The sequence below is a fragment of the Arthrobacter sp. THG-b23 genome, assembly GCF_059091265.1.
This window is the reverse complement of the sequence record NZ_JBNHGM010000009.1, coordinates 143,049-163,610: the sequence shown is the minus strand read 5'-3', so window position 1 is coordinate 163,610 and position 20,562 is coordinate 143,049. Positions and strand designations below refer to the sequence as shown.

Below are 20,562 nucleotides of genomic sequence, written 5' to 3'. Positions count from 1 at the left end.
CCGCGCCGACAGCCAAGCCCGCCCCGCGCGCCAACCCGCGCGGATCGGGCAGGCTTTCCGGACCGCGCGGCGCCACCGCCGTCAGGGCGGCCGCCGGGGCGGCGGCGCCGTCGCGGACGCCCAAGTCCGGGGGAGCGGCACAGCCGAGGCGATCGCCCAAGCCCGGCGCCGGCGCCTCGTCCCACACCGCCAAAGCATCGAGCAGGCCGGGGAAGGCAACAGGCACCGGGCACGCGTCCGGAAGCACGCGGGGCGGGGCGGCCGCCCTGCTGTCGCGGTGGCGGGACCAGCGGACGGGACAGGGCAGCGCGGGAGGGGCGGGCCCCGCCGATACCACCGTTGTCAGCTTCCCCGAACCGCCAGCGCGCAAGACACGGCGCCGGCTGTTGATCGCGGCCGGCATCGTCGTCGTGCTCTTCGCGGTGTTGATGTCGGTCATCTTCCTGTCGCCGGCGCTGGCGGTGAAGACCATCACCGTCGAAGGCGCCGAATTGACCGAGTCCGCAACACTCACCGAGGCCTTGCAACCGCTCAGGGGCACGCCGCTGGCCCGCATCGGAGAGCGGGACGTTTATGACCGGGTGGACCACCTGCCGGCCGTGGAGTCGGTGGAAGTGATCGCCCGGCCGCCGTCGGAACTGCATGTCCGGATCATCGAGCACACACCCGTGGCCGTCCTCAAGGACGGCCGGAAATTCGTGCTGATCGACGAATCGGGGACGGTGCTGGCGTCGGTCGCCAAACGCAGTGAGGTCAAACTGCCCTTGATCGACGGAGCCAAGGCCGCCGAAAATCCGGACGTCTTCGCATCCATCACCGGCGTGCTCGCCGCGCTGCCGCCCGACGTCCTGGAACAGCTCAAGCACGCGTCCGCGCAGTCGGTGGACTCGGTGGAACTCCAGTTGGCCAGCGGCCAGAAAGTGCTGTGGGGCAACGCGGGGGAGCAGGAACTCAAGGCGACCGTGCTGCAGGCGCTGCTGCAGGCGAAGGGCGTCAAGGACAAGGCGAGCGTCATCGACGTGAGCACGCCCACGCGTCCGGTGACCCGTTGAGCGGGAGAGGAAATGCGCAACATTCCGGGATCGCGCGACACGCGGAGCAAGGTCGTTGTGCGCGCCGGGGCTTGCGTCTAGCGTCTCGAATAGGAACTACTTGACATAACTCTAACCTTCAAGCTGAAGGTTAAGGTTAAGTGAAACTACCGGACAGGGTACCCGCCCGCTCCGGCAGAACTGATCAGTGCACAGACTCGAGCAAGGGACACAGGACGTGGCAGCACCGCAGAATTACTTGGCCGTCATCAAGGTCGTCGGCATCGGCGGCGGTGGCGTGAATGCCGTCAACCGGATGATCGAGGTGGGACTCCGCGGCGTGGAGTTCATCGCCATCAACACCGACGCTCAGGCACTGCTGATGAGTGACGCCGACGTCAAGCTCGACGTCGGGCGCGAACTCACCCGGGGTCTGGGCGCCGGCGCTGATCCGGAGGTGGGCCGGAAGGCCGCCGAGGACCATGCCGAAGAGATCGAGGAAGTGCTGCGCGGGGCGGACATGGTCTTCGTGACCGCCGGCGAAGGCGGCGGCACCGGCACCGGCGGCGCACCGGTGGTGGCGCGGATCGCCCGTTCGCTCGGCGCCCTGACCATCGGCGTTGTCACCCGCCCGTTCACGTTCGAGGGCCGCCGCCGGTCGAACCAGGCCGAAAGCGGCATCGAGACCCTGCGCGACGAAGTCGACACCCTCATCGTGATCCCCAACGACCGCCTGCTGTCCATCAGCGACCGCAACGTCTCCATGCTCGATGCCTTCCGCTCCGCCGACCAGGTGCTGCTCTCCGGCGTGCAGGGCATCACCGACCTGATCACCACCCCGGGCCTGATCAACCTCGACTTCGCGGACGTGAAGTCCGTCATGCAGGGAGCCGGCTCCGCGCTGATGGGCATCGGCTCCGCCCGCGGCGAGGACCGTGCCGTCAAGGCCGCCGAACTGGCCATCGCGTCTCCGCTGTTGGAAGCATCCATCGACGGTGCGCACGGCGTACTGCTGTCGATCCAAGGCGGATCGGACCTGGGCCTGTTCGAAATCAACGAGGCCGCACGGCTGGTGCAGGAAGTCGCGCACCCCGAGGCGAACATCATCTTCGGCGCCGTCATCGACGACGCGCTCGGCGACGAAGCCCGGGTTACCGTCATCGCCGCCGGCTTTGACCAGGTGGACGTCACCTCCGCCCCGGCCCACAAGCCGGCCGCGGCGCCGGCCGGTGCGCCCGCAGTTCCTGCCGCCCAGCCCTCGGTTCCCGCCTCGGAGCCCATGGAGCACAGCTTCAGCGGCGCCGTGCCCCAGTCGCAGCACGTTCCCGCCGACGCCGGCTTCGACATGGACCTGCCGGCCATCGTGGAGCCGGACCTGAGCGCGGGCCGCGTCGACGACCTGGACGTTCCGGACTTCCTGAAGTAACCCCCGAAGACAGGTCCGGCAGTGTTCTGGTGGAAGCAGAGGGTCCACACCGGCGTGTGGGCCGCTTTTACCGACCGCTCCGCCGGCAATCTTGGCCTGCATGTCGGGGACGACCCCGACACCGTGCTCCGGCGGCGCGCGTCGCTGGAAGATGCCATGTCCGTACCGGCCGGTTCGCTGCGGTTCATGAACCAGGTGCATTCGGCCGTCGCCGCCGTCATCCCCGCCGGGGGCGGAGAAGCCGACACGGCGGAAAGAGCGGTGACGGCCGATGCCCTGATCAGTGCCGACGGCACGGCGCCGCTTGCGGTAATGGTGGCGGACTGCCTGCCGGTCGTGCTGGCGGGGACGCTGCCGGACGGCGGTGCCGCCACCGCCGTGGCGCATGCCGGCCGCCGCGGACTGCTTGACGGGGTGCTGGCCAACACGGTCGCCCGGCTTCGGGAGGCCGGCTCCGGAGAACTGCAGGCGTGGATCGGGCCTTCCATCTGCGGGGCCTGCTATGAGGTCCCCGAGCAGATGCAGGCCGAGGCGGTTGCCCGGATTCCCCAATTGTCGGCGAGGACAGCCTGGGGGACCCCGGCCCTGGACCTTGCCGCGGGAGCCAGGGCAGAGTTGGCCGGGCTCGGTGTGGACGTGCACCAGGTGGGCGGCTGCACCCGGGAGGACGACAGGCTCTACTCCTACCGGCGCGATCAACGCACCGGCCGGTTCGCCGGCCTTGTCTGGAAGGATGCATGAGTACCGAGACCCGGAAGTCCGAACTGGCAGCGAACCTGGAACGTGTCCGGACCCGGATCGCCCGGGCCGCCGCGGGGCGCTCCACGGAGCCGGAATTGATCGTCGTGACGAAGTTTTTCCCGGCCTCCGACGTCGCGTTGCTGCACGAACTGGGCGTCACTGACGTCGGCGAAAACCGGGACCAGGAGGCAGCCGCGAAGGCCGCCGAGCTTGCCGGTGCGGGGCTCCGCTGGCATTTCATCGGGCAACTGCAGACGAACAAGGCCAAATCCGTGGTGCGGTATGCGGACCTGGTCCATTCGGTGGACCGGCCCCAACTCGTCACCGCCCTCGGCAAGGCCATGGCGGCTGAGCAGGAACGGCGGGAGTCGGCCGGGCTCGAACCCCGGGCGCACCTGGACTGCCTGATCCAGGTAGACCTTGACGAGGCCGTCACGCAGCAGGCCGCCGGCACGGCGGCCCGGGGCGGTGCCAGACCGGAAGACATCCCGGCGCTGGCCGATGCCCTCGCCGACACCAAGGGATTGAACCCCGCCGGGCTGATGGCGGTCGCTCCGCTGGGGGCAGACCCCGCCCTGGCCTTCGGCAGGCTGGTGGAGCTGTCGCAGCGGCTTCAGGAAGAGCACCCGGGCGCCGGCCTGGTTTCGGCGGGCATGAGCCAGGACCTCGAAGCAGCGGTCGCTGCGGGCGCGACACACCTCCGTGTCGGCTCCGATGTCCTCGGCCCGCGACCGGCCGTGGGGTAGCGTTTTGGCTAGGCAGACTCCTTGCCGGGACCGGTATTCCGGGACCCGGCAAGGCGGACAGCAGCGCTGAAGACAGGATGGGAGCTACCATGGCAGGCACACTGCGCAAGACAATGATTTATCTTGGGCTCGCCGATGGTGACGAGCACTATGAAGCCGAGCAGGCAGACACGCCCGCTCGAGATGAGGAGCAGCCTGTGGACCAGCCCCGCCAGGAGCGCCGCCCCGAGCCCCCGGCGCCGGTGAAGCAGGCTGCCGAGGAATACCGGGCGCCGGTGACGCCGATCAAGCGCGCTCCGTCGGCCCGCGAGGACGCCACCGTGCTGCACCAGATCACCACCGTGCATCCGCGGTCGTACAATGATGCCAAGGTCATTGGCGAAAGTTTCCGCGACGGCATCCCGGTGATCATGAACGTCACGGACATGGGCGAAGCGGAAGCCAAGCGTTTGGTCGATTTTTCCGCCGGCTTGGTCTTCGGCCTGCACGGCAGCATTGAGCGCGTCACGAACAAGGTCTTCCTGCTCTCGCCGTCAACCGTGGAAGTGCTGGGCGAGGACCGGAAATCCAGCGACCAGCAGGCCAGCTTCTTTAACCAGAGCTAGCCCGCCGCTACTTCCGGCAGGCGTGCCGCCAGTCTTACTCCTTCTAGCGCTAGGAATCGTGGAACCGGCGTGTCCATCATTTTCGTCCTGCTCTACCTGATCTTGATGTTGTTCCAACTGGCCTTGATCGTACGGATTGTTTTTGAAATCGTGCAGGCCTTTGCCCGGCGCTGGCGGCCGCGCGGCATCGCGCTGGTAGCGGCTTCCGCGGTTTACTCCGTGACCGACCCTCCCATGAAGGCCCTGCGACGACTCATTCCGCCGCTGCGGATCGGAGGATTCGCGCTCGATCTTGCGTTCCTGGTGTTGTTCCTTGCCGTGACGATTGCCATGGCGATCGTGGCGGGTTTGGCTTGATCGGGGGCGCGTTAGTGTTCGTCTCCGAAACGATATATTCTGATTCAGATATAGCTGGCGGATGTCCGTTGCACGGCGAATATTCGCTACCGTTGTTATGAATCCAGCACGTTGCATTCATGACCCACGAACCAGTATGAGGTGACCAGATGGCTTTGACGCCAGAAGACGTTGTCAACAAGCGGTTCCAGCCGACTAAGTTTCGCGAAGGCTATGACCAGGACGAGGTCGACGATTTCCTAGATGAGATCGTCGTCGAACTCCGCCGGCTGAACCAGGAGAACGACGAACTTCGCAAGAAGCTGGCTGAAGCCACGTCGAACCAGGGTCCGGAGGCCTCCGTGCCGGCTCCGGTCTCGGCCGCCCCGAAGACCGAGCAGGTCAGGGAACCGGTGAAGGAAGAGCCCAAGGAAGAGCCCAAGCCGAAGGAAGAGCCGAAGCCGGCTCCCGCGGCCGCCCCGGCATCCGCGACCGGGCACACCGCAGCGGCCGAGTCGGCCGCAGGCGTGCTGGCAATGGCCCAGAAGCTCCACGACGAGTACGTCACCGCCGGCGTGGAGCAGCGGGACAAGATCATTGCCGAAGCACAGCTGGAAGCCAGCAGCCTGGTCAATGACGCCGAGGAGAAGAGCCGCAAGACCCTGGGCAACCTCGAGCAGCAGAAGGCCGTGCTGGAGCGCAAGCTGGAGCAGCTGCGTGGTTTCGAACGCGACTACCGCGCCCGCCTGAAGGCGTACATCGAAGGCCAGCTGCGTGACCTGGAAGCCCGCGGTTCCTTCGCTGCTCCCGAGGTCAAGGACAGCGCCGACGCGTAAGCGCGGGAGATAACTGCCAGCCCCGTGCCACGGGGCTCCCAATGGCCGGCGCCGGGATTATCCTGCCGCCGGCCATTGGCTTTGGGCACAGCGCTCCGGCGCCGACGGGCACTGAAGACGAGAGAGACATGTCAGAAACTTCACCGGCAGCCGATCGACCCGACGATGGGGCTGTGGCCGCACCGGGACAGCGCAAGGGCAGCGGCCGGTTCATCCTGCTGCTGGCCGGCTGCGCGGCTTTCGCCTACGCCTTCGACCAGCTGACCAAGTGGTGGGTCGTGTCCACCATGACCGAGGGCCAGATCACCCCGGTGCTGCCGCCGCTGCTGCACTGGCATTTCATCCGCAATTCCGGTGCCGCGTTCTCGATCGGCGAGGACTACACGTGGGTGTTCACCATCGTCATGACGGCGGTTTCCGCGGCGATCCTGGTCTACGCGCGCAAAGTCCGCTCCTTGTGGTGGTCCGTGGCGCTGGGCTTCCTGCTCGGCGGCGCGCTGGGCAACCTGACCGACCGGCTGTTCCGCGAACCCGGTTTCGGCGTAGGCCACGTGGTGGACTTCATCGCGTTTCCCAACTTCGCGATCTTCAACATTGCTGACTCCGCCGTGGTGGGAGCGGTCATCCTGTGGTGCGTGCTGACATTCATGGGCATCGGCATGGACGGTACCCGGGAGACTGCCAAGGCCGGGGACAAACCGGCGGGCGACGGCAAGGCGGCAGGGGAGAGCGGTGACTGACGACGTCAGGGTCGTCGAGCTGGACGGCCGGACAGCCGGCGCGCGGGCCGATACCGCAGTGGCCGCGCTGCTGGGAGTGTCCCGCTCGGCAGCCGCAGCACTCCTCGGCGACGGACGCGTGGAATTGGACGGCCGGACCATCGCCAAGTCGGAGAAGCTTCCGCAGCAGGGGAGCCTGCGCATTGCCGTACCCGAACAGCGGGATCCGCTCGCCGTCGTGGTGGAAGAGGTAGAGGATTTGAAGATTCTCGGAGACGAGGACGATTTCGTCGTCATCGACAAACCGGTGGGCGTGGCCGCGCATCCGTCGCCGGGCTGGGTCGGCCCGACCGTCGTGGGGGCCCTGGCCGCCCGGGGGTACCGGATCTCGACGTCGGGAGCCGCCGAGCGGGCCGGCATCGTCCACCGCCTCGACGTGGGAACCTCCGGCGTCATGGTGGTCGCCAAGACCGAACACGGCTACACGCTGCTGAAGCGTGCGTTCAAGGAACGCACGGTGGACAAGGTCTACCACGCACTGGTCCAGGGACTGCCCGACCCGCTGGAGGGCACCATCGACGCGCCGATCGGCCGGCATCCCGGCTACGACTGGCGGTTCGCCGTGGTCGAAGACGGCCGCAACTCGATCACCCACTACGAGGTGCTCGAGGCGTTCGGCAGGGCTTCGCTGGTCGAAGTGCACTTGGAGACCGGCCGGACGCACCAGATCCGCGTGCACTTCTCCGCGCTGCGGCATCCGTGTGCCGGCGACCTGACGTACGGCGCGGACCCCAAACTTGCCGCTGCGCTGGGACTGACCCGGCAGTGGCTGCACGCCAAGAAGCTTGGCTTCCACCACCCCGGCAGCGGGGAGTGGGTCGAATACGAGAGCGGGTACCCGCGGGACCTGGCCTACGCGCTGCAGGCGCTGGCCGAACACCGCGTGTAAGCCGGAACCGGCCCGGCTCCGGCACCTAGAATGAAACGGTGGCAGCAGTGACTTCATCCAAGACCGGCAACGATTCCTTCGTCCACCTTCACAACCACACCGAGTACTCGATGCTCGATGGTGCCGCGCGGCTGACCGACTTGTTCAGCCACGCCGATGAACTGGGCATGAACGCCGTGGCGACGACCGACCACGGGTTCGTTTTCGGCGCCTTTGATTTTTGGAACAAGGCCCGCAACGCAGGAATCAAGCCGATCGTCGGCGTTGAAGCGTACCTGACGCCCGGCACCGCCCGGGCGGACAAGACGCGCGTCAGGTGGGGCGACGGCGGGCGCAACGACGTCTCCGGCGCCGGCGCCTACACCCACATGACCATGTGGGCCGAGACCACCGAAGGCATGCACAACCTGTTCCGCGCCTCGTCGCTGGCCTCGCTGGAAGGCTACCTCTACAAGCCCCGGATGGACCGCGACCTGCTGCAGACCTACGGCAAGGGACTGATCGCCACCACCGGCTGCCCGTCCGGCGAGGTCCAGACCAAGCTGCGGCTGGGACTCTACGACGAGGCCAAGCAGGCCGCCTCCGATTTCCGGGACATCTTCGGCAAGGAAAACTTCTTCTGCGAGCTGATGGACCACGGCCTGGACATCGAGCGCAACGTGCAGGCCGACCTGCGGAAGCTGGCCCGCGAACTCGGGCTGCCGTTCGTCGCCACCAACGACCTCCACTACACCCATGCCGAAGACGCCAAGTCGCATGCGGCGCTGCTGTGCGTGCAGTCCGGCTCGACGCTGGCCGACCCGAAGCGCTTCAAGTTCGACGCGGACGAGTTCTACCTGAAGTCCCCGGCCGAAATGCGGGCCATCTTCCGCGACGTCCCGGAGGCCTGCGACAACACGCTCCTGATCGCCGAGCGCTGCAACGTGGAGTTCAACACCAAGGCCTCCTACATGCCGCGCTTCCCGGTGCCGGAGGGGGAGAACGAGGAGTCCTGGTTCGTTAAGGAAGTGGAGAAGGGCCTGCACTACCGGTTCCCCCACGGGATTCCCGACGACGTGCGGAAGCAGGCCGAATATGAGATCGGCATCATCCTCCAGATGGGCTTCCCCGGCTACTTCCTGGTGGTCGCCGACTTCATCAACTGGTCGAAGGACCACGGCATCCGCGTCGGTCCGGGCCGTGGTTCCGGTGCCGGCTCCATGGTGGCCTACGCGATGCGCATCACCGACCTGAACCCGCTCAAGCACGGGCTGATCTTCGAGCGCTTCCTGAACCCGGACCGCGTCTCGATGCCCGACTTCGACGTCGACTTTGACGACCGGCGCCGCCCCGAGGTGATCAAGTACGTCACCGAGAAGTACGGCGACGACCGCGTTGCCATGATCGTCACCTACGGCACCATCAAAGCCAAGCAGGCGCTGAAGGACTCCTCCCGCGTCATGGGCTATCCGTTCTCCACCGGCGAGCGGCTGACCAAGGCGATGCCGCCGGACGTCATGGGCAAGGGCCTGACGCTGAAGGAAGTCCACGATCCCAACGCCAAACGCTACGGCGAGGCCGAGGAGATGCGCGAACTGCTCAAGTCCGACCAGGATTCCGCGAAGGTCTTCGAAACCGCGCTGGGCCTGGAGGGGCTGAAGCGCCAATGGGGCGTGCACGCGGCCGGCGTCATCATGTCCTCGGAGCCGCTGATCGACATCATCCCGATCATGCGCCGGGAGCAGGACGGCCAGGTCATCACGCAGTTCGACTATCCCACCTGTGAAGGCCTCGGCCTGATCAAGATGGACTTCCTCGGCCTGCGCAACCTGACGATCATCACGGACGCCATCGAGAACATCAAGATGAACCAGGACATCGACCTGGACCTTGAAACGCTCGACCTCGACGACCGCCCGTCCTACGAACTGCTCGCCCGCGGCGATACCCTCGGCGTGTTCCAGCTCGACGGCGGCCCCATGCGGTCCCTGCTGAAGATGATGCGCCCGGACAACTTCGAAGACATCTCCGCCGTCATCGCGTTGTACCGGCCGGGTCCGATGGGCGCGAACTCCCACACCAACTACGCCCTGCGCAAGACCGGCGTCCAGGAGATCACCCCGATCCATCCGGAGCTGGAAGAGCCGCTGCGGGAAATCCTGGATACCACCTACGGCCTGATCGTGTACCAGGAACAGGTGATGGCGATCGCGCAGAAAGTGGCCGGCTTCTCGCTGGGCCAGGCGGACATCCTGCGCCGCGCCATGGGCAAGAAGAAAAAGTCCGAGCTGGACAAGCAGTATGCGGGCTTCCACCAAGGCATGGTGGACCGCGGCTACTCCGAGGCAGCCGTCAAGGCGCTGTGGGACATCCTGCTGCCCTTCTCCGACTACGCGTTCAACAAGGCGCACTCGGCCGCCTACGGCCTGGTGTCCTACTGGACGGCCTACCTGAAGGCGCACTACCCGGCCGAATACATGGCCGCCCTGCTCACCTCCGTCGGCGACGACAAGGACAAGCTGGCGCTGTACCTGAACGAATGCCGGCACATGGGCATCACGGTGCTGCCGCCGGACGTGAACGAGTCGGCGCTGAACTTCACCCCGGTCGGCACGGACATCCGCTTCGGCATGGGCGCCATCCGCAACGTCGGAGCCAACGTCGTGCACGCCATGGTGGCCGCACGCGACGAGAAGGGCAACTTCGCCAGCTTCAGCGACTTCCTGCAGAAGGTCCCGGCCGTGGTGTGCAACAAGCGCACCATCGAGTCGCTGGTCAAGGCCGGCGCATTCGATTCGCTGGGCCATCCGCGCCGCGCCCTCGCCATGATCCACGAAGAAGCGGTGGACTCGGTCATCGTGCTCAAGCGCAACGAGGCGGCCAACCAGTTCGACCTCTTCAGCGCGTTCGACGACGGCGGCGAAACCGCCGGGGGGCTCTCGGTCGACGTGCCGGACCTGCCCGAGTGGGACAAGAAGGACAAGCTCGCGTTCGAGCGCGACATGCTCGGCCTGTATGTCTCGGACCACCCGCTGCAGGGGCTGGACGGGATCCTGAGCCAGCACGCGGACATGTCCATCACATCGGTGATCGGCGAGGACGGCCCGCCGGACGGGCAGATCATCACGATCGCGGGCATGATCACGTCGCTGCAGCGCCGGATCGCCAAGAACAGCGGCAACGCCTACGCCCGCGCCGAGGTCGAGGACCTGGGTGGTTCGATGGAAGTGATGTTCTTCGGGCAGGCCTATGCGCCGATCGCCACCGTGCTCGCGGAAGACCTGATCGTGGTGGTCCGCGGCCGGCTGCAGCGCCGCGACGACGGTGCCGTCACCCTGAATGCCCAGGAGCTCACCGTCCCGGACCTGAGCGACGGGCACTCCGGGCCGGTCGTGATTTCGATGGCGAGCTTCAAGGCCACCGAGTCGGTGGTCACCGCGCTGGGCGACGTGCTGCGCACCCATCCGGGCACCACCGAGGTGCAGGTGCGGCTGAACGGCTCGCGCAAGGTCGAAGTGATGAAGCTGGGGGTGGACCTGCGGGTCAATCCGAACCCCTCGCTGTTCGGCGACCTCAAAGTCCTGCTGGGGCCCGCCTGCCTCGATGCCTGACCGGGCGGCGGTGCCGGGTCAGTAGAATGGGTGGGTGACTTCTGCAGCCTCTGCCAACACCTTCACCGATTTCCCCACCCTGGACCTGCGCGGCCGCCGGCTTGGCACCGCCGAACTTAAAGCGGCCATGCCGCGCGCGGAGACCACCTTCGACGCCGCCACCGGTGCCGTGGAGGAGATCATCGGACAGGTGCGGGCGGGCGGGTTCGCCGCCTTGGCGGAACTCGCCCGGCGGTTCGACGGGGTGGAGCAGCTGCATCCCCGGGTGCCGTCAGCGGCGCTGGACGAGGCCCTGGAACAGCTGGACCCGCAGGTCCGCGCCGGCCTGGAGGAGTCGATCGCGCGTGCCCGGCGGTTCGCCGCGGCGCAAAAGCCGGGGGACACCGACGTCGAGCTCGGTGACGGAGCGGTGGTGACGCACAAGTGGATCCCGGTGAACCGGGTGGGGCTGTACGTCCCCGGCGGGCTGGCGGTGTACCCGTCGTCGGTCGTCATGAACGTGGTACCCGCCCAGGCCGCCGGCGTAGCGTCCATCGCCCTGGCGTCGCCGCCGCAGAAAGACTTCGGCTCGCTCCCGCACCCGACGATCCTGGCCGCCGCCAGGCTGCTGGGCATCGACGAGGTGTACGCCATCGGCGGTGCGCAGGCGGTTGCCGCGTTCGCCTACGGCGCGCCCGGGAACGAGCACGGCCCGGCGCTGGAGCCCGTCGACGTCGTCACCGGGCCCGGAAATGTATTCGTGGCCACGGCCAAGAGGCTGGTCAAGAGCGTGGTGGGGATCGACGCCGAGGCCGGCACCACCGAGATCGCCATCCTGGCCGACGAGACTGCCAATCCGGCGTTCGTGGCCGCCGACCTCATCAGCCAGGCCGAGCACGACCCGCATGCGGCCTCCGTGCTGATCACGGCTTCGGAGGAACTGGCGGAAGCAGTGCGCAGGGAACTTGGCGGGCAGATCGCCCGGACCAAACACTCCGCCCGCGTCCGCGAGGCGCTGTCCGGCCCGCAGTCGGGGACCATCCTGGTGGACGGGCTGGAACAGGGCATCGCCGTCTGCGATGCCTACGCCGCCGAGCACCTGGAGATCCAGACCGCCCACGCGGCCGCGGTAGCCGCCCGGATCCGCAACGCCGGGGCGATCTTCGTGGGCGACTACAGCCCGGTGAGCCTGGGCGACTACTGCGCCGGCTCCAACCATGTGCTGCCCACCAGCGGCACCGCCACCTTCGCCAGCGGCCTCAACGTGACGACCTTCCTGCGTGCCGTCCAGGTGGTTAACTACGGCAGCGGCGCGCTCCGGGAGGTGAGCGGGCATATCGCCGCGTTGGCCCGCGCCGAGGACCTCCCGGCCCATGGCGACGCCGTGGCCATCCGGTTCGTCTGACCCGGCCCAACCCCAACATGTAGTAATGACAGTCTTGTAATTCACCTAGATATGGTTCTAGGATGAACTAGTTGGCTGTCCCGAGGGAAGGAGTGTGGCGTGTACTGTCCGTTCTGCCGCAACTCCGATTCCCGGGTGGTGGACAGCCGGCTGACCGACGACGGTTCCGCGATCCGGCGGCGCCGCCAGTGCCCCGCCTGCGGGCGCCGCTTCACCACCGTGGAGACCACCAGCCTCAGCGTGATCAAGCGCTCCGGTGTCAGCGAGCCGTTCAGCCGGACCAAGGTCGTCAACGGCGTGCGCAAGGCCTGCCAGGGCCGCCCCGTGACGGAGGACGACCTGGCCCTGCTGGCCCAGGAAGTCGAAGAGTCTGTCCGCGCCAGCGGCGCCGCGGAAATCGACGCGCACGAGGTGGGCCTGGCTATCCTGGGCCCGCTGAAGAAGCTGGACCTGATCGCCTACCTGCGGTTTGCCAGTGTCTACCAGGGCTACGAATCGCTGGAGGATTTTGAATCCGCGATCGACCAGCTGCGCCATGACGCGCGCAGGAACGGCCAACAGGGGCCGGAAGGCCGGCAACGGCCGTTGACAGCGCAGTAGCGCGACCAAGACTCCGGTGGCGGCTGCGGAGGGGAAGCCGAGGCCGCCACCGGCACCAACCAACCGGTTGCCAATCTACTTGGCGAAGCCGAAGTGCAGGGCCGCCTGCAGGGCCGCCCCCACGATGCCGGCGTTGTTGCGCAGCTGGGCGGGGATGATCGGCGTGGCCAGCTGAAGCCGGGGCAGGAAGTCCTCGCTCCGTTTCGAAATGCCGCCGCCGATGATGAACAGCTCCGGCGAGAACAGGAACTCGACGTGCGAGAAGTACCGCTGCAGGCGCTGCGAATACTCCGCCCAGTCCAGGCCGTCGCGTTCGCGCGCCGCGGCTGAGGCCTTCGACTCGGCGTCATGCCCGTCCAGCTCCAGATGCCCCAATTCGGCGTTCGGCACCAGCTTGCCGTCGAAGATGAACGCCGACCCGATTCCGGTGCCCAAGGTGATGACCAGGACGGTACCCTTTGCCCCCGCACCCGCGCCATAACGGACCTCCGCCAGCCCGGCCGCGTCGGCGTCGTTCATCACCTGGACGGGGCGGGACATCCGGTGCGTGAGCAGCGCGTCGACGTCGGTTCCAATCCAGCGCGCGTCCACGTTGGCCGCCGACCGTGCGATCCCGTGGCGGATAATGGCGGGGAACGTCACACCCACCGGGCGGTCGGGCTCGGGGCCTTCCGGCCGGGCACTGAGTTCTTTGACGATGCGCGCGACGACGTCGGCCACGGCCTCCGGAGTGGACGGACGGGGCGTGTCATAGCGGATGCGGTCGCCGACCAGAACGCCCTTCTTGAGGTCGACGATGCCGCCCTTGATGCCGGTTCCGCCGATATCGATGCCGATCGCCGACCGGGCCGCCCGCTTGGCTGCCTTCTTGACCACAGTGTCCTGGGTCGCCATGCCACCTCCGTGCTCGCTCAGGCCCGGCGTGCCTCGCCGGACTACCGGAAGCCTACCCGCTGTGCCCGGCGGTGTCAGGCCGCGAAAGGCTAGGGGAGGGTGAGGATTTCCGCTCCGGAATCGGTGACTACCAGCGTGTGCTCGAACTGGGCGGTCCGCCTCCGGTCCTTGGTGACAACCGTCCAGTTGTCGTCCCACATCTCCCATTCGATGGTGCCCAAGGTGAGCATCGGCTCGATGGTGAAGACCATGCCCGGCTCGATCGCCCGGCTGTAGGCCGGGGCGGCATCGTAGTGCGGGATGATCAGGCCGGTGTGGAAGGCCTCGCCGACGCCGTGGCCGGTGAAGTCACGGACCACACCGTAGCCGAAACGCTTGGCGTAGGACTCGATGGTCCTGCCGATGACATTGATTTCCCGTCCCGGGGCCACGGCCTTGATGCCGCGGCGCAGCGACTCCTGGGTGCGCTCGACCAGCAGGCGCGACTCTTCATCGACGTCGCCGACCAGGAAGGTGTAGTTCGTGTCCCCGTGGACGCCGTCCAGGTACGCGGTGATATCGATGTTGATGATGTCGCCGTCCTGCAGCACGGTGGTATCCGGGATGCCGTGGCAGATCACTTCATTTAGCGAGGAACAGATCGACTTGGGGAAGCCGCGGTAGCCCAGGCAGGACGGATACGCATGGTGGTCCAGCAGGAATTCATGCCCGATCCGGTCCAACTCGTCGGTGGTCACCCCCGGTTCGATGTGCTTGCCGACCTCCACGATGGCCTGCGCAGCGATTCGTCCCGCGATGCGGATTTTCTCGATGGTTTCCGGCGTCTTGACCTCCGAACCCGTGAACTTGGCCGGCGCCGGCTTCCACGCGTATTCGGGCCGGGCGATCGACGGGGGAACGGGCAATGGGGGGCTGACGGTGCCTTGAACGAGGGTGCCGACGGGTGCTGTTGCTGCGTTGTGGGGCATAGTATCGATCATATAGGTGCTGCAGAGGTGCCCGACAGCGAGGCTGCGACAGCCTTCGAACGCTGCCGGGCGCCGTCAACGTAAGGAGGCCTGCATGGCGGATTTCTGGTACAACGTGGTTACCCACCAGGTGGAAGTGGGCGCCCAGTCCGACTGGACCCAGTTGATCGGCCCCTACGAGACCCGCGAAGAAGCCGAGCACGCGTTGGAGAAGGTGCAGCGGCGCAACGAGGAATGGGACGCGGAGGACGACTGATCCTGCCGGCGCCCGTCCCCGGACGGGGCGTCTGCGAACTGAAGGACGCGGCGCCTAGAAGGAGTGCTCCGGGCCGGGGAACGAGCCGTCCTGGACATCCGAGCGGAAGGCGGCGGCGGCGTCGGAGATGATGGTGCGCACGTCCGCATACTGCTTGACGAACTTAGCCATCTTGCCGCCGCGCAGGCCGGCCATGTCCTGCCAGACCAGGACCTGTCCGGTGGTCGACGGCCCGGCCCCGATCCCGATCGTGGGAACACGCAGGGCCTGGTCCACCTTGGCGGCTGCCTCGGCCGGAACCATCTCCATGAGCACCGCAAAGGCTCCGGCTGCTTCCAGTGCCAGGGCGTCGTCAATGAGCCGCTCGGCGTCGTCGCCGCGGCCCTGCACCCGGTAACCGCCCAGCGCATGTTCGCTCTGCGGGGTGAAGCCGATGTGCGCCAGCACCGGAACACCGGCCTGCACCATGGCCCGGACGGTCTCCGCATAGTAGGCGCCGCCCTCCATCTTCACCGCATGGACGCCGGTTTCCTTCAGGAAGCGCACGGAAGTTTCCACCGCCTGCGCCGGGGACACCTCGTAGCTGCCGAAGGGCAGGTCGGCAACGACGAACGCGCTGCGGGCCGAGCGGGCCACCGCCCGGCAGAGCGGCAGCATCTCGTCCACCGTGATCGGCAGGGACGTCTCGTTGCCCAGGACGTTGTTGGACGCCGAATCGCCGATCAGCAGCACTTCGATGCCGGCAGCGTCGAAGATCTCCGCGGTGTACTGGTCGTACGCCGTCAGCATGGCGAAGCGCCGGCCCTCGTCCTTGGCCTGCTGCAGGTGGTGGATGCGGGTGCGGCGCGCCGGGCGGGAAGCCGCTGCCGCCGCCGACGTGCCGTAAGGAGCCGGCTGTTCTGCACCGGAAGACTGTGAAGTGGGCATGTGGTAGAGCCTAATCCTCCGGCGTCCGCTTCCTCCACTCTGACGCGGACGCGTTACCGGGGCGCCAACTTCGGTTGTGCTGCCAGTAGGCTAAAGGGAAGCAGACCACGGCAGGCTTTGGCATGCAGTTTTGGATGCAGGGCCCGGATTCAGCGAAAGGCAGCACATGGACCGTCAGCAGGAATTCGTCCTCCGTACCATCGAGGAACGGGACGTGCGGTTTGTCCGGCTCTGGTTCACGGACATCGTCGGGTCGCTGAAATCCGTGGCGCTGGCCCCCGCCGAGGTCGAAGGCGCCTTCGAGGAAGGGCTCGGTTTCGACGGCTCCTCGATCGAAGGCCTGGCCCGGGTCTTCGAGTCCGACATGCTGGTCCAGCCGGATCCCACCACGTTCCAGATCCTGCCATGGCGGGGCGAAGCGGAGCAGACCTCCCGGATGTTCTGCGACGTGCTCACCCCCGACGGCGAACCCTCCACCGCCGACCCGCGGAACGTGCTCAAACGGACGCTGGGCAAAGCCGCGGAGATGGGCTTTACCTGCTACACCCACCCCGAAATCGAGTTCTACCTGCTCAAGTCCGACCAGTTGGGTCCGGACGGGGTCCCGGTACCCGTGGACCACGCCGGGTATTTCGACCACGTGCCCGGTGGCGTTGCCCAGGACTTCCGCCGCACCGCGGTGACGATGCTGGAAAACGTGGGCATCTCGGTGGAGTTCAGCCACCACGAGGACGGCCCCGGCCAGAACGAAATCGACCTCCGCTACGCCGATGCGCTGCAGACCGCGGACAACATCATGACCTTCCGCACGGTGGTCAAGGAAGTGGCGTTGATGGAGGGCATCTACGCCACCTTCATGCCCAAGCCGTTCTCCGACCACCCCGGCTCCGGCATGCACACCCACTTTTCGTTGTTCGAGGGCGACTCGAACGCATTCTTCGAAGCCGGTGCCGAATTCCAGCTCTCCAAGACCGCGCGCCAGTTCATGGCCGGGATCCTGCGCCATGCGCCCGAATTCACCGCCGTCACCAACCAGTTCGTGAACTCCTACAAGCGCCTGTGGGGCGGAGGAGAGGCACCCAGCTACGTGTCCTGGGGCCACAACAACCGGTCGGCGCTGCTGCGGGTGCCGTTGTACAAGCCGAGCAAGGGCCAATCCGCCCGGGTGGAATACCGGGGCATTGACTCGGCGGCCAATCCGTACCTGTCCTATGCGGTGCTGCTGGGCGCCGGGCTCAAGGGCATCGAGGAGGGCTACGAGTTGCCGCCGGCCGCCGAGGACGACGTGTGGAGCCTGAGCACCGCCGAGCGGCGGGCCATGGGCCTGGACCCGCTGCCGTCCAGCCTGCACGACGCCATCCGCACCATGGAGGAGTCGGAGCTGGTGGCCGGGATCCTGGGCGAGCAGGTGTACGAGATTTTCCTGCGCAACAAGCGGGCCGAGTGGCACGACTACCGGCTGCAGGTCACCCCGCATGAGCTGAAGCGCAACATCGGAATCCTCTAGGGCGGGGACGTGCTGACGAACCGGCGGTTGATCGCCCGAGGGTTCCACGACCTGGAGCGCAGCACCCGGTTCCTCCAGGCCAAGGAGTTGTCCGGCATCAGCCAGGACCGGCTGGAGGCCGGGTTCGCGGTCAGCGCCGACCCGGACCAGGCACTGGTATCACTGGTGCGGCTGCTGGAGAAGAACCCGACCCTGGCCGACGTCATCAATATGGGCGGAGACGGCAGCGAAGGCCTGTTCCGGCTGCTCGGGGCTTCGGAGGCCCTGGCGGATTTCCTGCTCCGCCGGCCGGAGCACCTGGACGTCCTCGACACGGACATAGGACCGGAACCCGGCCGGGTGCCGGCGTCCCGGCTGCGCAGTTCGCTGCTGCGGTCCGTCGGGGCGGACCCGTTGTCGGGACAACCGGTCGCCTCCTTGTCGGGCAAGGACGCCTACGTCGCCCTGCGGAGCACGTACCGCCGGCACCTGTCCGCACTGGCGATCCGCGATCTCTCCGCAGCCTCCCCGGTCGATTTCCTGCCGGACGCCGCCCGGGAACTGGCGGACCTGGCCGCGGCCGCGCTCGACGCCGGTCTGGCGGTGGCCCGGGCCGAAGCAGCGGAACGGTACGGCACCGATGACGTCGCGGCAGTGCGGCTGGCCATCATCGGCATGGGAAAGTGCGGGGCCGGCGAACTGAACTATATTTCCGACGTCGACGTGGTCTACGTCGTGGAAGCCGACGGGCTCGCGGACGGCGATGCCGGGGCGATCGGCGCGGCGCTGGCCACCGGAACGGCCCGCGCCATCAACTCACCCGGCCCCGAGCCGGGGCTCTGGGAAGTCGACGCCAACCTGCGCCCGGAGGGCAAGGACGGACCGCTGGTCCGCACGCTGGACTCGCACCTGACGTACTACCGCCGTTGGGCGCAGAGCTGGGAGTTCCAGGCGCTCCTGAAGGCCCGGGCCGTGGCCGGGGACGCCGGGCTGGGCCGCCGGTACGAGGAAGCGGTGTCGCCGCTGGTGTGGTCCTCGTCGGAACGGGAAGGGTTCGTCGAGTCGGTGCAGGCCATGCGCCGCCGGGTCACCGAAAACATCCCGGCCCACGAGCGCGGCCGCCAGATCAAGCTGGGCCGCGGCGGGCTGCGCGACGTCGAATTCACGGTCCAATTGCTGCAGCTGGTGCATGCCCGGGTGGACGATTCAATCCGCCAGCGTGACACGACGTCGGCCATCGCCGCGTTGAGCGCGGCGGGCTACATCTCGCGCGCCGACGCGCAGGAATTCGACGAAGCCTACCGGTACCTGCGCGTGCTGGAGCACCGGATCCAGTTGGTGAACCTGCGCCGGACCCACTTGATGCCCGACGACGAGCAGGCGCAGCGCGTGCTGGCCAAAGCCGCGCAGGGGGCGCTGCTCGAGAGGCGTCCGGCGCCGGCCGAGATGCTGGAGAAGTGGCAGCAGACCAAGCGCCGGGTGCGGGCGCTGCATGAACGCATCTTCTACCGGCCGCTGCTGGCGGCCGCCTCCAACCTGAGCCTGGACGAGGTGCGGCTCACGCCGGAGGCGGCACAGGGCCGGCTGGCCGCGCTGGGCTACCAGGACCCGCGTGGTGCGATGCGGCACATCGAGGCCCTGACCGGCGGGGTCAGCAGGAAGGCGCTGCTGCAGCGCCAGCTGCTCCCGGTCCTGCTGGAATGGATCGCGTCCGGCGTGGACCCGGACGCGGGCCTGCTGGGCTTCCGCCGGCTGAGCGAACGTCTGGGAGACTCCCACTGGTACCTGGGCATGCTGCGGGACTCGAGCTCGGCCGCCGAACGCCTGTGCCACATTCTTTCCAGCAGCCGCTTCATCACCGACCTGCTGGAGGTCTCGCCGGAGTCCACGGCCTGGCTGGGCACCGACAAGGACCTCGTACCGCTCACCTTCGACGCCCAGTGGCAGGAAATCCGGTCCAAGATGTCCCGCCATCCGGTGCCCGAAGAGGCCATCCGGTTGATCCGGCTGATCCGCCGCCGGGAAACGCTGCGCATCGCGCTCGCCGACTCCTCCGGGTTGCTGGACCAGTCCCAGGTCGGCGCCGCGCTGGCGGACGCCGACCGCGCCGCCGTGCTCGGCGCGCTCCATGTGGCGGAAACCTCCGTTCTGGAGTCCGAGGAACGGCTGACGGCCCTGCTGGTGGTGGCCATGGGCCGGCAGGGCGGACGCGAAATCAGCTACGGCTCGGATGCCGACGTTATGTACGTGCACCGGCCGTTGCCGGGGGCCGACCCCGGCCAAGCCCAGCAGCAGGCGGAGCGCATCGTCACGCGGATTTCTTCCCTCCTGAAGCAGCCCTGCACCCCTCCGGTGCTGGCCGAACGGGTGCTCGAAGTGGACGCTGCGCTGCGGCCGGAAGGCAAGAACGGGCCGATGGTGCGCTCGCTGGACTCCTATCGCGAGTATTACCAGCGCTGGTCCCTGGTCTGGGAAGCCCAGGCCTTGCTGCGCGCCCGGCCAATGGCCGGAGACGACAACTTGGCGGACGAGTTCATCGCGCTCGTGGACGCGATCCGCTACCCGGACGGGCTCGGAAGCGATCAGGTGCGCGAGATCCGGCGGATCAAGGCGCGGGTGGAGTCGGAGCGGCTCCCGCGTGGCGCCGATCCGGCCCGCCATTTGAAGCTCGGCCGCGGGGGACTCAGCGATGTGGAGTGGCTGGTCCAGCTGCTGCAGCTGGAGCACGCCCGGAAGCTCCCGGAGCTGCGCACCACCAACACGCTCGAAGCGCTCTCCGCCATCGCAGCCGCAGGGTTGCTCCCGGGGGACGACGCCGCCACGCTCGGCCGGAGCTGGAGCCTCGCCACCCGGATCCGGTCGGCGAATGTGATCTGGGCGGGCAAGAACTCCGACGTGCTGCCCGCCTCGCGCAGGGACCTGGAAGCGGTGGCACGCTGGTGCGGGTACGAGCCCGGAAACGCCGCGGCGATCGAGGAAGACTACCTGCGCCTCACCCGCCGCGCCCGGGCCATCTTCGAGCGCTACTTCTACGGTTACGGCACCTAGCCTCCACGACGCCAAGTGGT

18 protein-coding genes are annotated in these 20,562 nt (G+C 67.6%); 15 read left to right on the top strand and 3 right to left on the bottom strand.

The window, feature by feature from the left end; all coding sequences use genetic code 11:
- The 12 genes from AC5RVD_RS15085 to nrdR form a co-directional block, all read left to right on the top strand.
- The coding region (locus AC5RVD_RS15085; protein WP_494127360.1) for a cell division protein FtsQ/DivIB at positions 1-1,052 on the top strand (1,052 nt) is incomplete at its 5' end.
- A 217-nt stretch (positions 1,053-1,269) separates the two neighbouring features.
- Positions 1,270-2,457, top strand: coding sequence for a cell division protein FtsZ (gene ftsZ, locus AC5RVD_RS15080; RefSeq protein WP_494113345.1), 1,188 nt, complete (start codon positions 1,270-1,272; stop codon positions 2,455-2,457).
- A 21-nt stretch (positions 2,458-2,478) separates the two neighbouring features.
- Complete coding sequence (locus AC5RVD_RS15075; protein WP_494127359.1) at positions 2,479-3,198, top strand: purine nucleoside phosphorylase YfiH/LACC1 family protein; 720 nt, start codon at positions 2,479-2,481, stop codon at positions 3,196-3,198.
- Positions 3,195-3,944 (top strand): YggS family pyridoxal phosphate-dependent enzyme, encoded by a 750-nt coding sequence (locus AC5RVD_RS15070; RefSeq protein WP_494127358.1) that lies wholly within the window; start codon positions 3,195-3,197, stop codon positions 3,942-3,944. Before AC5RVD_RS15075 ends, AC5RVD_RS15070 begins: the two co-directional genes overlap by 4 nt.
- A gap of 89 nt (positions 3,945-4,033) precedes the next feature.
- Complete coding sequence (locus AC5RVD_RS15065) at positions 4,034-4,549, top strand: cell division protein SepF (RefSeq protein ID WP_494113348.1); 516 nt, start codon at positions 4,034-4,036, stop codon at positions 4,547-4,549.
- 69 nt (positions 4,550-4,618) lie between these two features.
- Positions 4,619-4,906: a YggT family protein gene (locus AC5RVD_RS15060; RefSeq protein ID WP_493987465.1), complete on the top strand. Its 288-nt coding sequence runs from the start codon at positions 4,619-4,621 to the stop codon at positions 4,904-4,906.
- Between the two features lie 149 nt (positions 4,907-5,055).
- Positions 5,056-5,721, top strand: a complete 666-nt coding sequence (locus AC5RVD_RS15055; protein ID WP_494120486.1) for a DivIVA domain-containing protein — start codon at positions 5,056-5,058, stop codon at positions 5,719-5,721.
- Between the two features lie 128 nt (positions 5,722-5,849).
- A complete protein-coding gene (gene lspA, locus AC5RVD_RS15050) occupies positions 5,850-6,461 on the top strand; it encodes a signal peptidase II (RefSeq protein ID WP_494113350.1) in 612 nt (203 codons plus the stop codon).
- The gene (locus AC5RVD_RS15045; protein ID WP_494127357.1) at positions 6,454-7,389 is read left to right on the top strand and encodes an RluA family pseudouridine synthase; all 936 of its coding nucleotides are present in this window, start codon (positions 6,454-6,456) and stop codon (positions 7,387-7,389) included. Before lspA ends, AC5RVD_RS15045 begins: the two co-directional genes overlap by 8 nt.
- A 110-nt stretch (positions 7,390-7,499) precedes the next feature.
- The gene (gene dnaE, locus AC5RVD_RS15040; protein ID WP_494113380.1) at positions 7,500-10,979 is read left to right on the top strand and encodes a DNA polymerase III subunit alpha; all 3,480 of its coding nucleotides are present in this window, start codon (positions 7,500-7,502) and stop codon (positions 10,977-10,979) included.
- 34 nt (positions 10,980-11,013) lie between these two features.
- Positions 11,014-12,363 (top strand): histidinol dehydrogenase, encoded by a 1,350-nt coding sequence (gene hisD, locus AC5RVD_RS15035; protein ID WP_494127356.1) that lies wholly within the window; start codon positions 11,014-11,016, stop codon positions 12,361-12,363.
- Between the two features lie 99 nt (positions 12,364-12,462).
- Complete coding sequence (gene nrdR / locus AC5RVD_RS15030; protein WP_494113353.1) at positions 12,463-12,963, top strand: transcriptional regulator NrdR; 501 nt, start codon at positions 12,463-12,465, stop codon at positions 12,961-12,963.
- Between the two features lie 75 nt (positions 12,964-13,038).
- Here the strand turns inward: nrdR and ppgK are convergent, their stop codons facing one another.
- Positions 13,039-13,857, bottom strand: coding sequence for a polyphosphate--glucose phosphotransferase (gene ppgK / locus AC5RVD_RS15025; RefSeq protein ID WP_494113354.1), 819 nt, complete (start codon positions 13,855-13,857; stop codon positions 13,039-13,041).
- 89 nt (positions 13,858-13,946) lie between these two features.
- Positions 13,947-14,825 carry a type I methionyl aminopeptidase gene (map, locus tag AC5RVD_RS15020; RefSeq protein WP_494113355.1) on the bottom strand — a complete coding sequence of 293 codons (879 nt, stop codon included), beginning with the start codon at positions 14,823-14,825 and terminating at the stop codon, positions 13,947-13,949.
- A gap of 94 nt (positions 14,826-14,919) precedes the next feature.
- Here map and AC5RVD_RS15015 point away from each other — a divergent pair, with 94 nt between their 5' ends.
- Positions 14,920-15,081 (top strand): SPOR domain-containing protein, encoded by a 162-nt coding sequence (locus AC5RVD_RS15015; protein ID WP_493967355.1) that lies wholly within the window; start codon positions 14,920-14,922, stop codon positions 15,079-15,081.
- Positions 15,082-15,135: 54 nt separating this feature from the next.
- On the opposite strand, the gene panB is transcribed toward AC5RVD_RS15015, so the two are convergent.
- The gene (panB, locus tag AC5RVD_RS15010; RefSeq protein WP_494113356.1) at positions 15,136-16,008 is read right to left on the bottom strand and encodes a 3-methyl-2-oxobutanoate hydroxymethyltransferase; all 873 of its coding nucleotides are present in this window, start codon (positions 16,006-16,008) and stop codon (positions 15,136-15,138) included.
- Between the two features lie 166 nt (positions 16,009-16,174).
- On the opposite strand from panB, the gene AC5RVD_RS15005 reads away from it, so the two are divergent.
- Together AC5RVD_RS15005 and AC5RVD_RS15000 are read left to right on the top strand one after the other, a co-directional pair.
- A complete protein-coding gene (locus AC5RVD_RS15005) occupies positions 16,175-17,515 on the top strand; it encodes a glutamine synthetase family protein (protein ID WP_493977944.1) in 1,341 nt (446 codons plus the stop codon).
- A gap of 9 nt (positions 17,516-17,524) precedes the next feature.
- Complete coding sequence (locus AC5RVD_RS15000; protein ID WP_494127355.1) at positions 17,525-20,542, top strand: bifunctional [glutamine synthetase] adenylyltransferase/[glutamine synthetase]-adenylyl-L-tyrosine phosphorylase; 3,018 nt, start codon at positions 17,525-17,527, stop codon at positions 20,540-20,542.
- Positions 20,543-20,562: the final 20 nt, after the last annotated feature.

What these genes read in the sequence shown, in the direction of transcription:
- AC5RVD_RS15065 (WP_494113348.1), top strand. Translation starts at nt 4,034, where the DNA reads ATGGCAGGCACACTGCGCAAGACAATGATTTATCTTGGGCTCGCCGAT.
- panB (WP_494113356.1), bottom strand. Translation starts at nt 16,008, where the DNA reads ATGCCCACTTCACAGTCTTCCGGTGCAGAACAGCCGGCTCCTTACGGC.
- dnaE (WP_494113380.1), top strand. Translation starts at nt 7,500, where the DNA reads ATGCTCGATGGTGCCGCGCGGCTGACCGACTTGTTCAGCCACGCCGAT.
- AC5RVD_RS15055 (WP_494120486.1), top strand. Translation starts at nt 5,056, where the DNA reads ATGGCTTTGACGCCAGAAGACGTTGTCAACAAGCGGTTCCAGCCGACT.
- AC5RVD_RS15005 (WP_493977944.1), top strand. Translation starts at nt 16,175, where the DNA reads ATGGACCGTCAGCAGGAATTCGTCCTCCGTACCATCGAGGAACGGGAC.
- ppgK (WP_494113354.1), bottom strand. Translation starts at nt 13,857, where the DNA reads ATGGCGACCCAGGACACTGTGGTCAAGAAGGCAGCCAAGCGGGCGGCC.
- map (WP_494113355.1), bottom strand. Translation starts at nt 14,825, where the DNA reads ATGCCCCACAACGCAGCAACAGCACCCGTCGGCACCCTCGTTCAAGGC.
- lspA (WP_494113350.1), top strand. Translation starts at nt 5,850, where the DNA reads ATGTCAGAAACTTCACCGGCAGCCGATCGACCCGACGATGGGGCTGTG.
- AC5RVD_RS15015 (WP_493967355.1), top strand. Translation starts at nt 14,920, where the DNA reads ATGGCGGATTTCTGGTACAACGTGGTTACCCACCAGGTGGAAGTGGGC.
- AC5RVD_RS15070 (WP_494127358.1), top strand. Translation starts at nt 3,195, where the DNA reads ATGAGTACCGAGACCCGGAAGTCCGAACTGGCAGCGAACCTGGAACGT.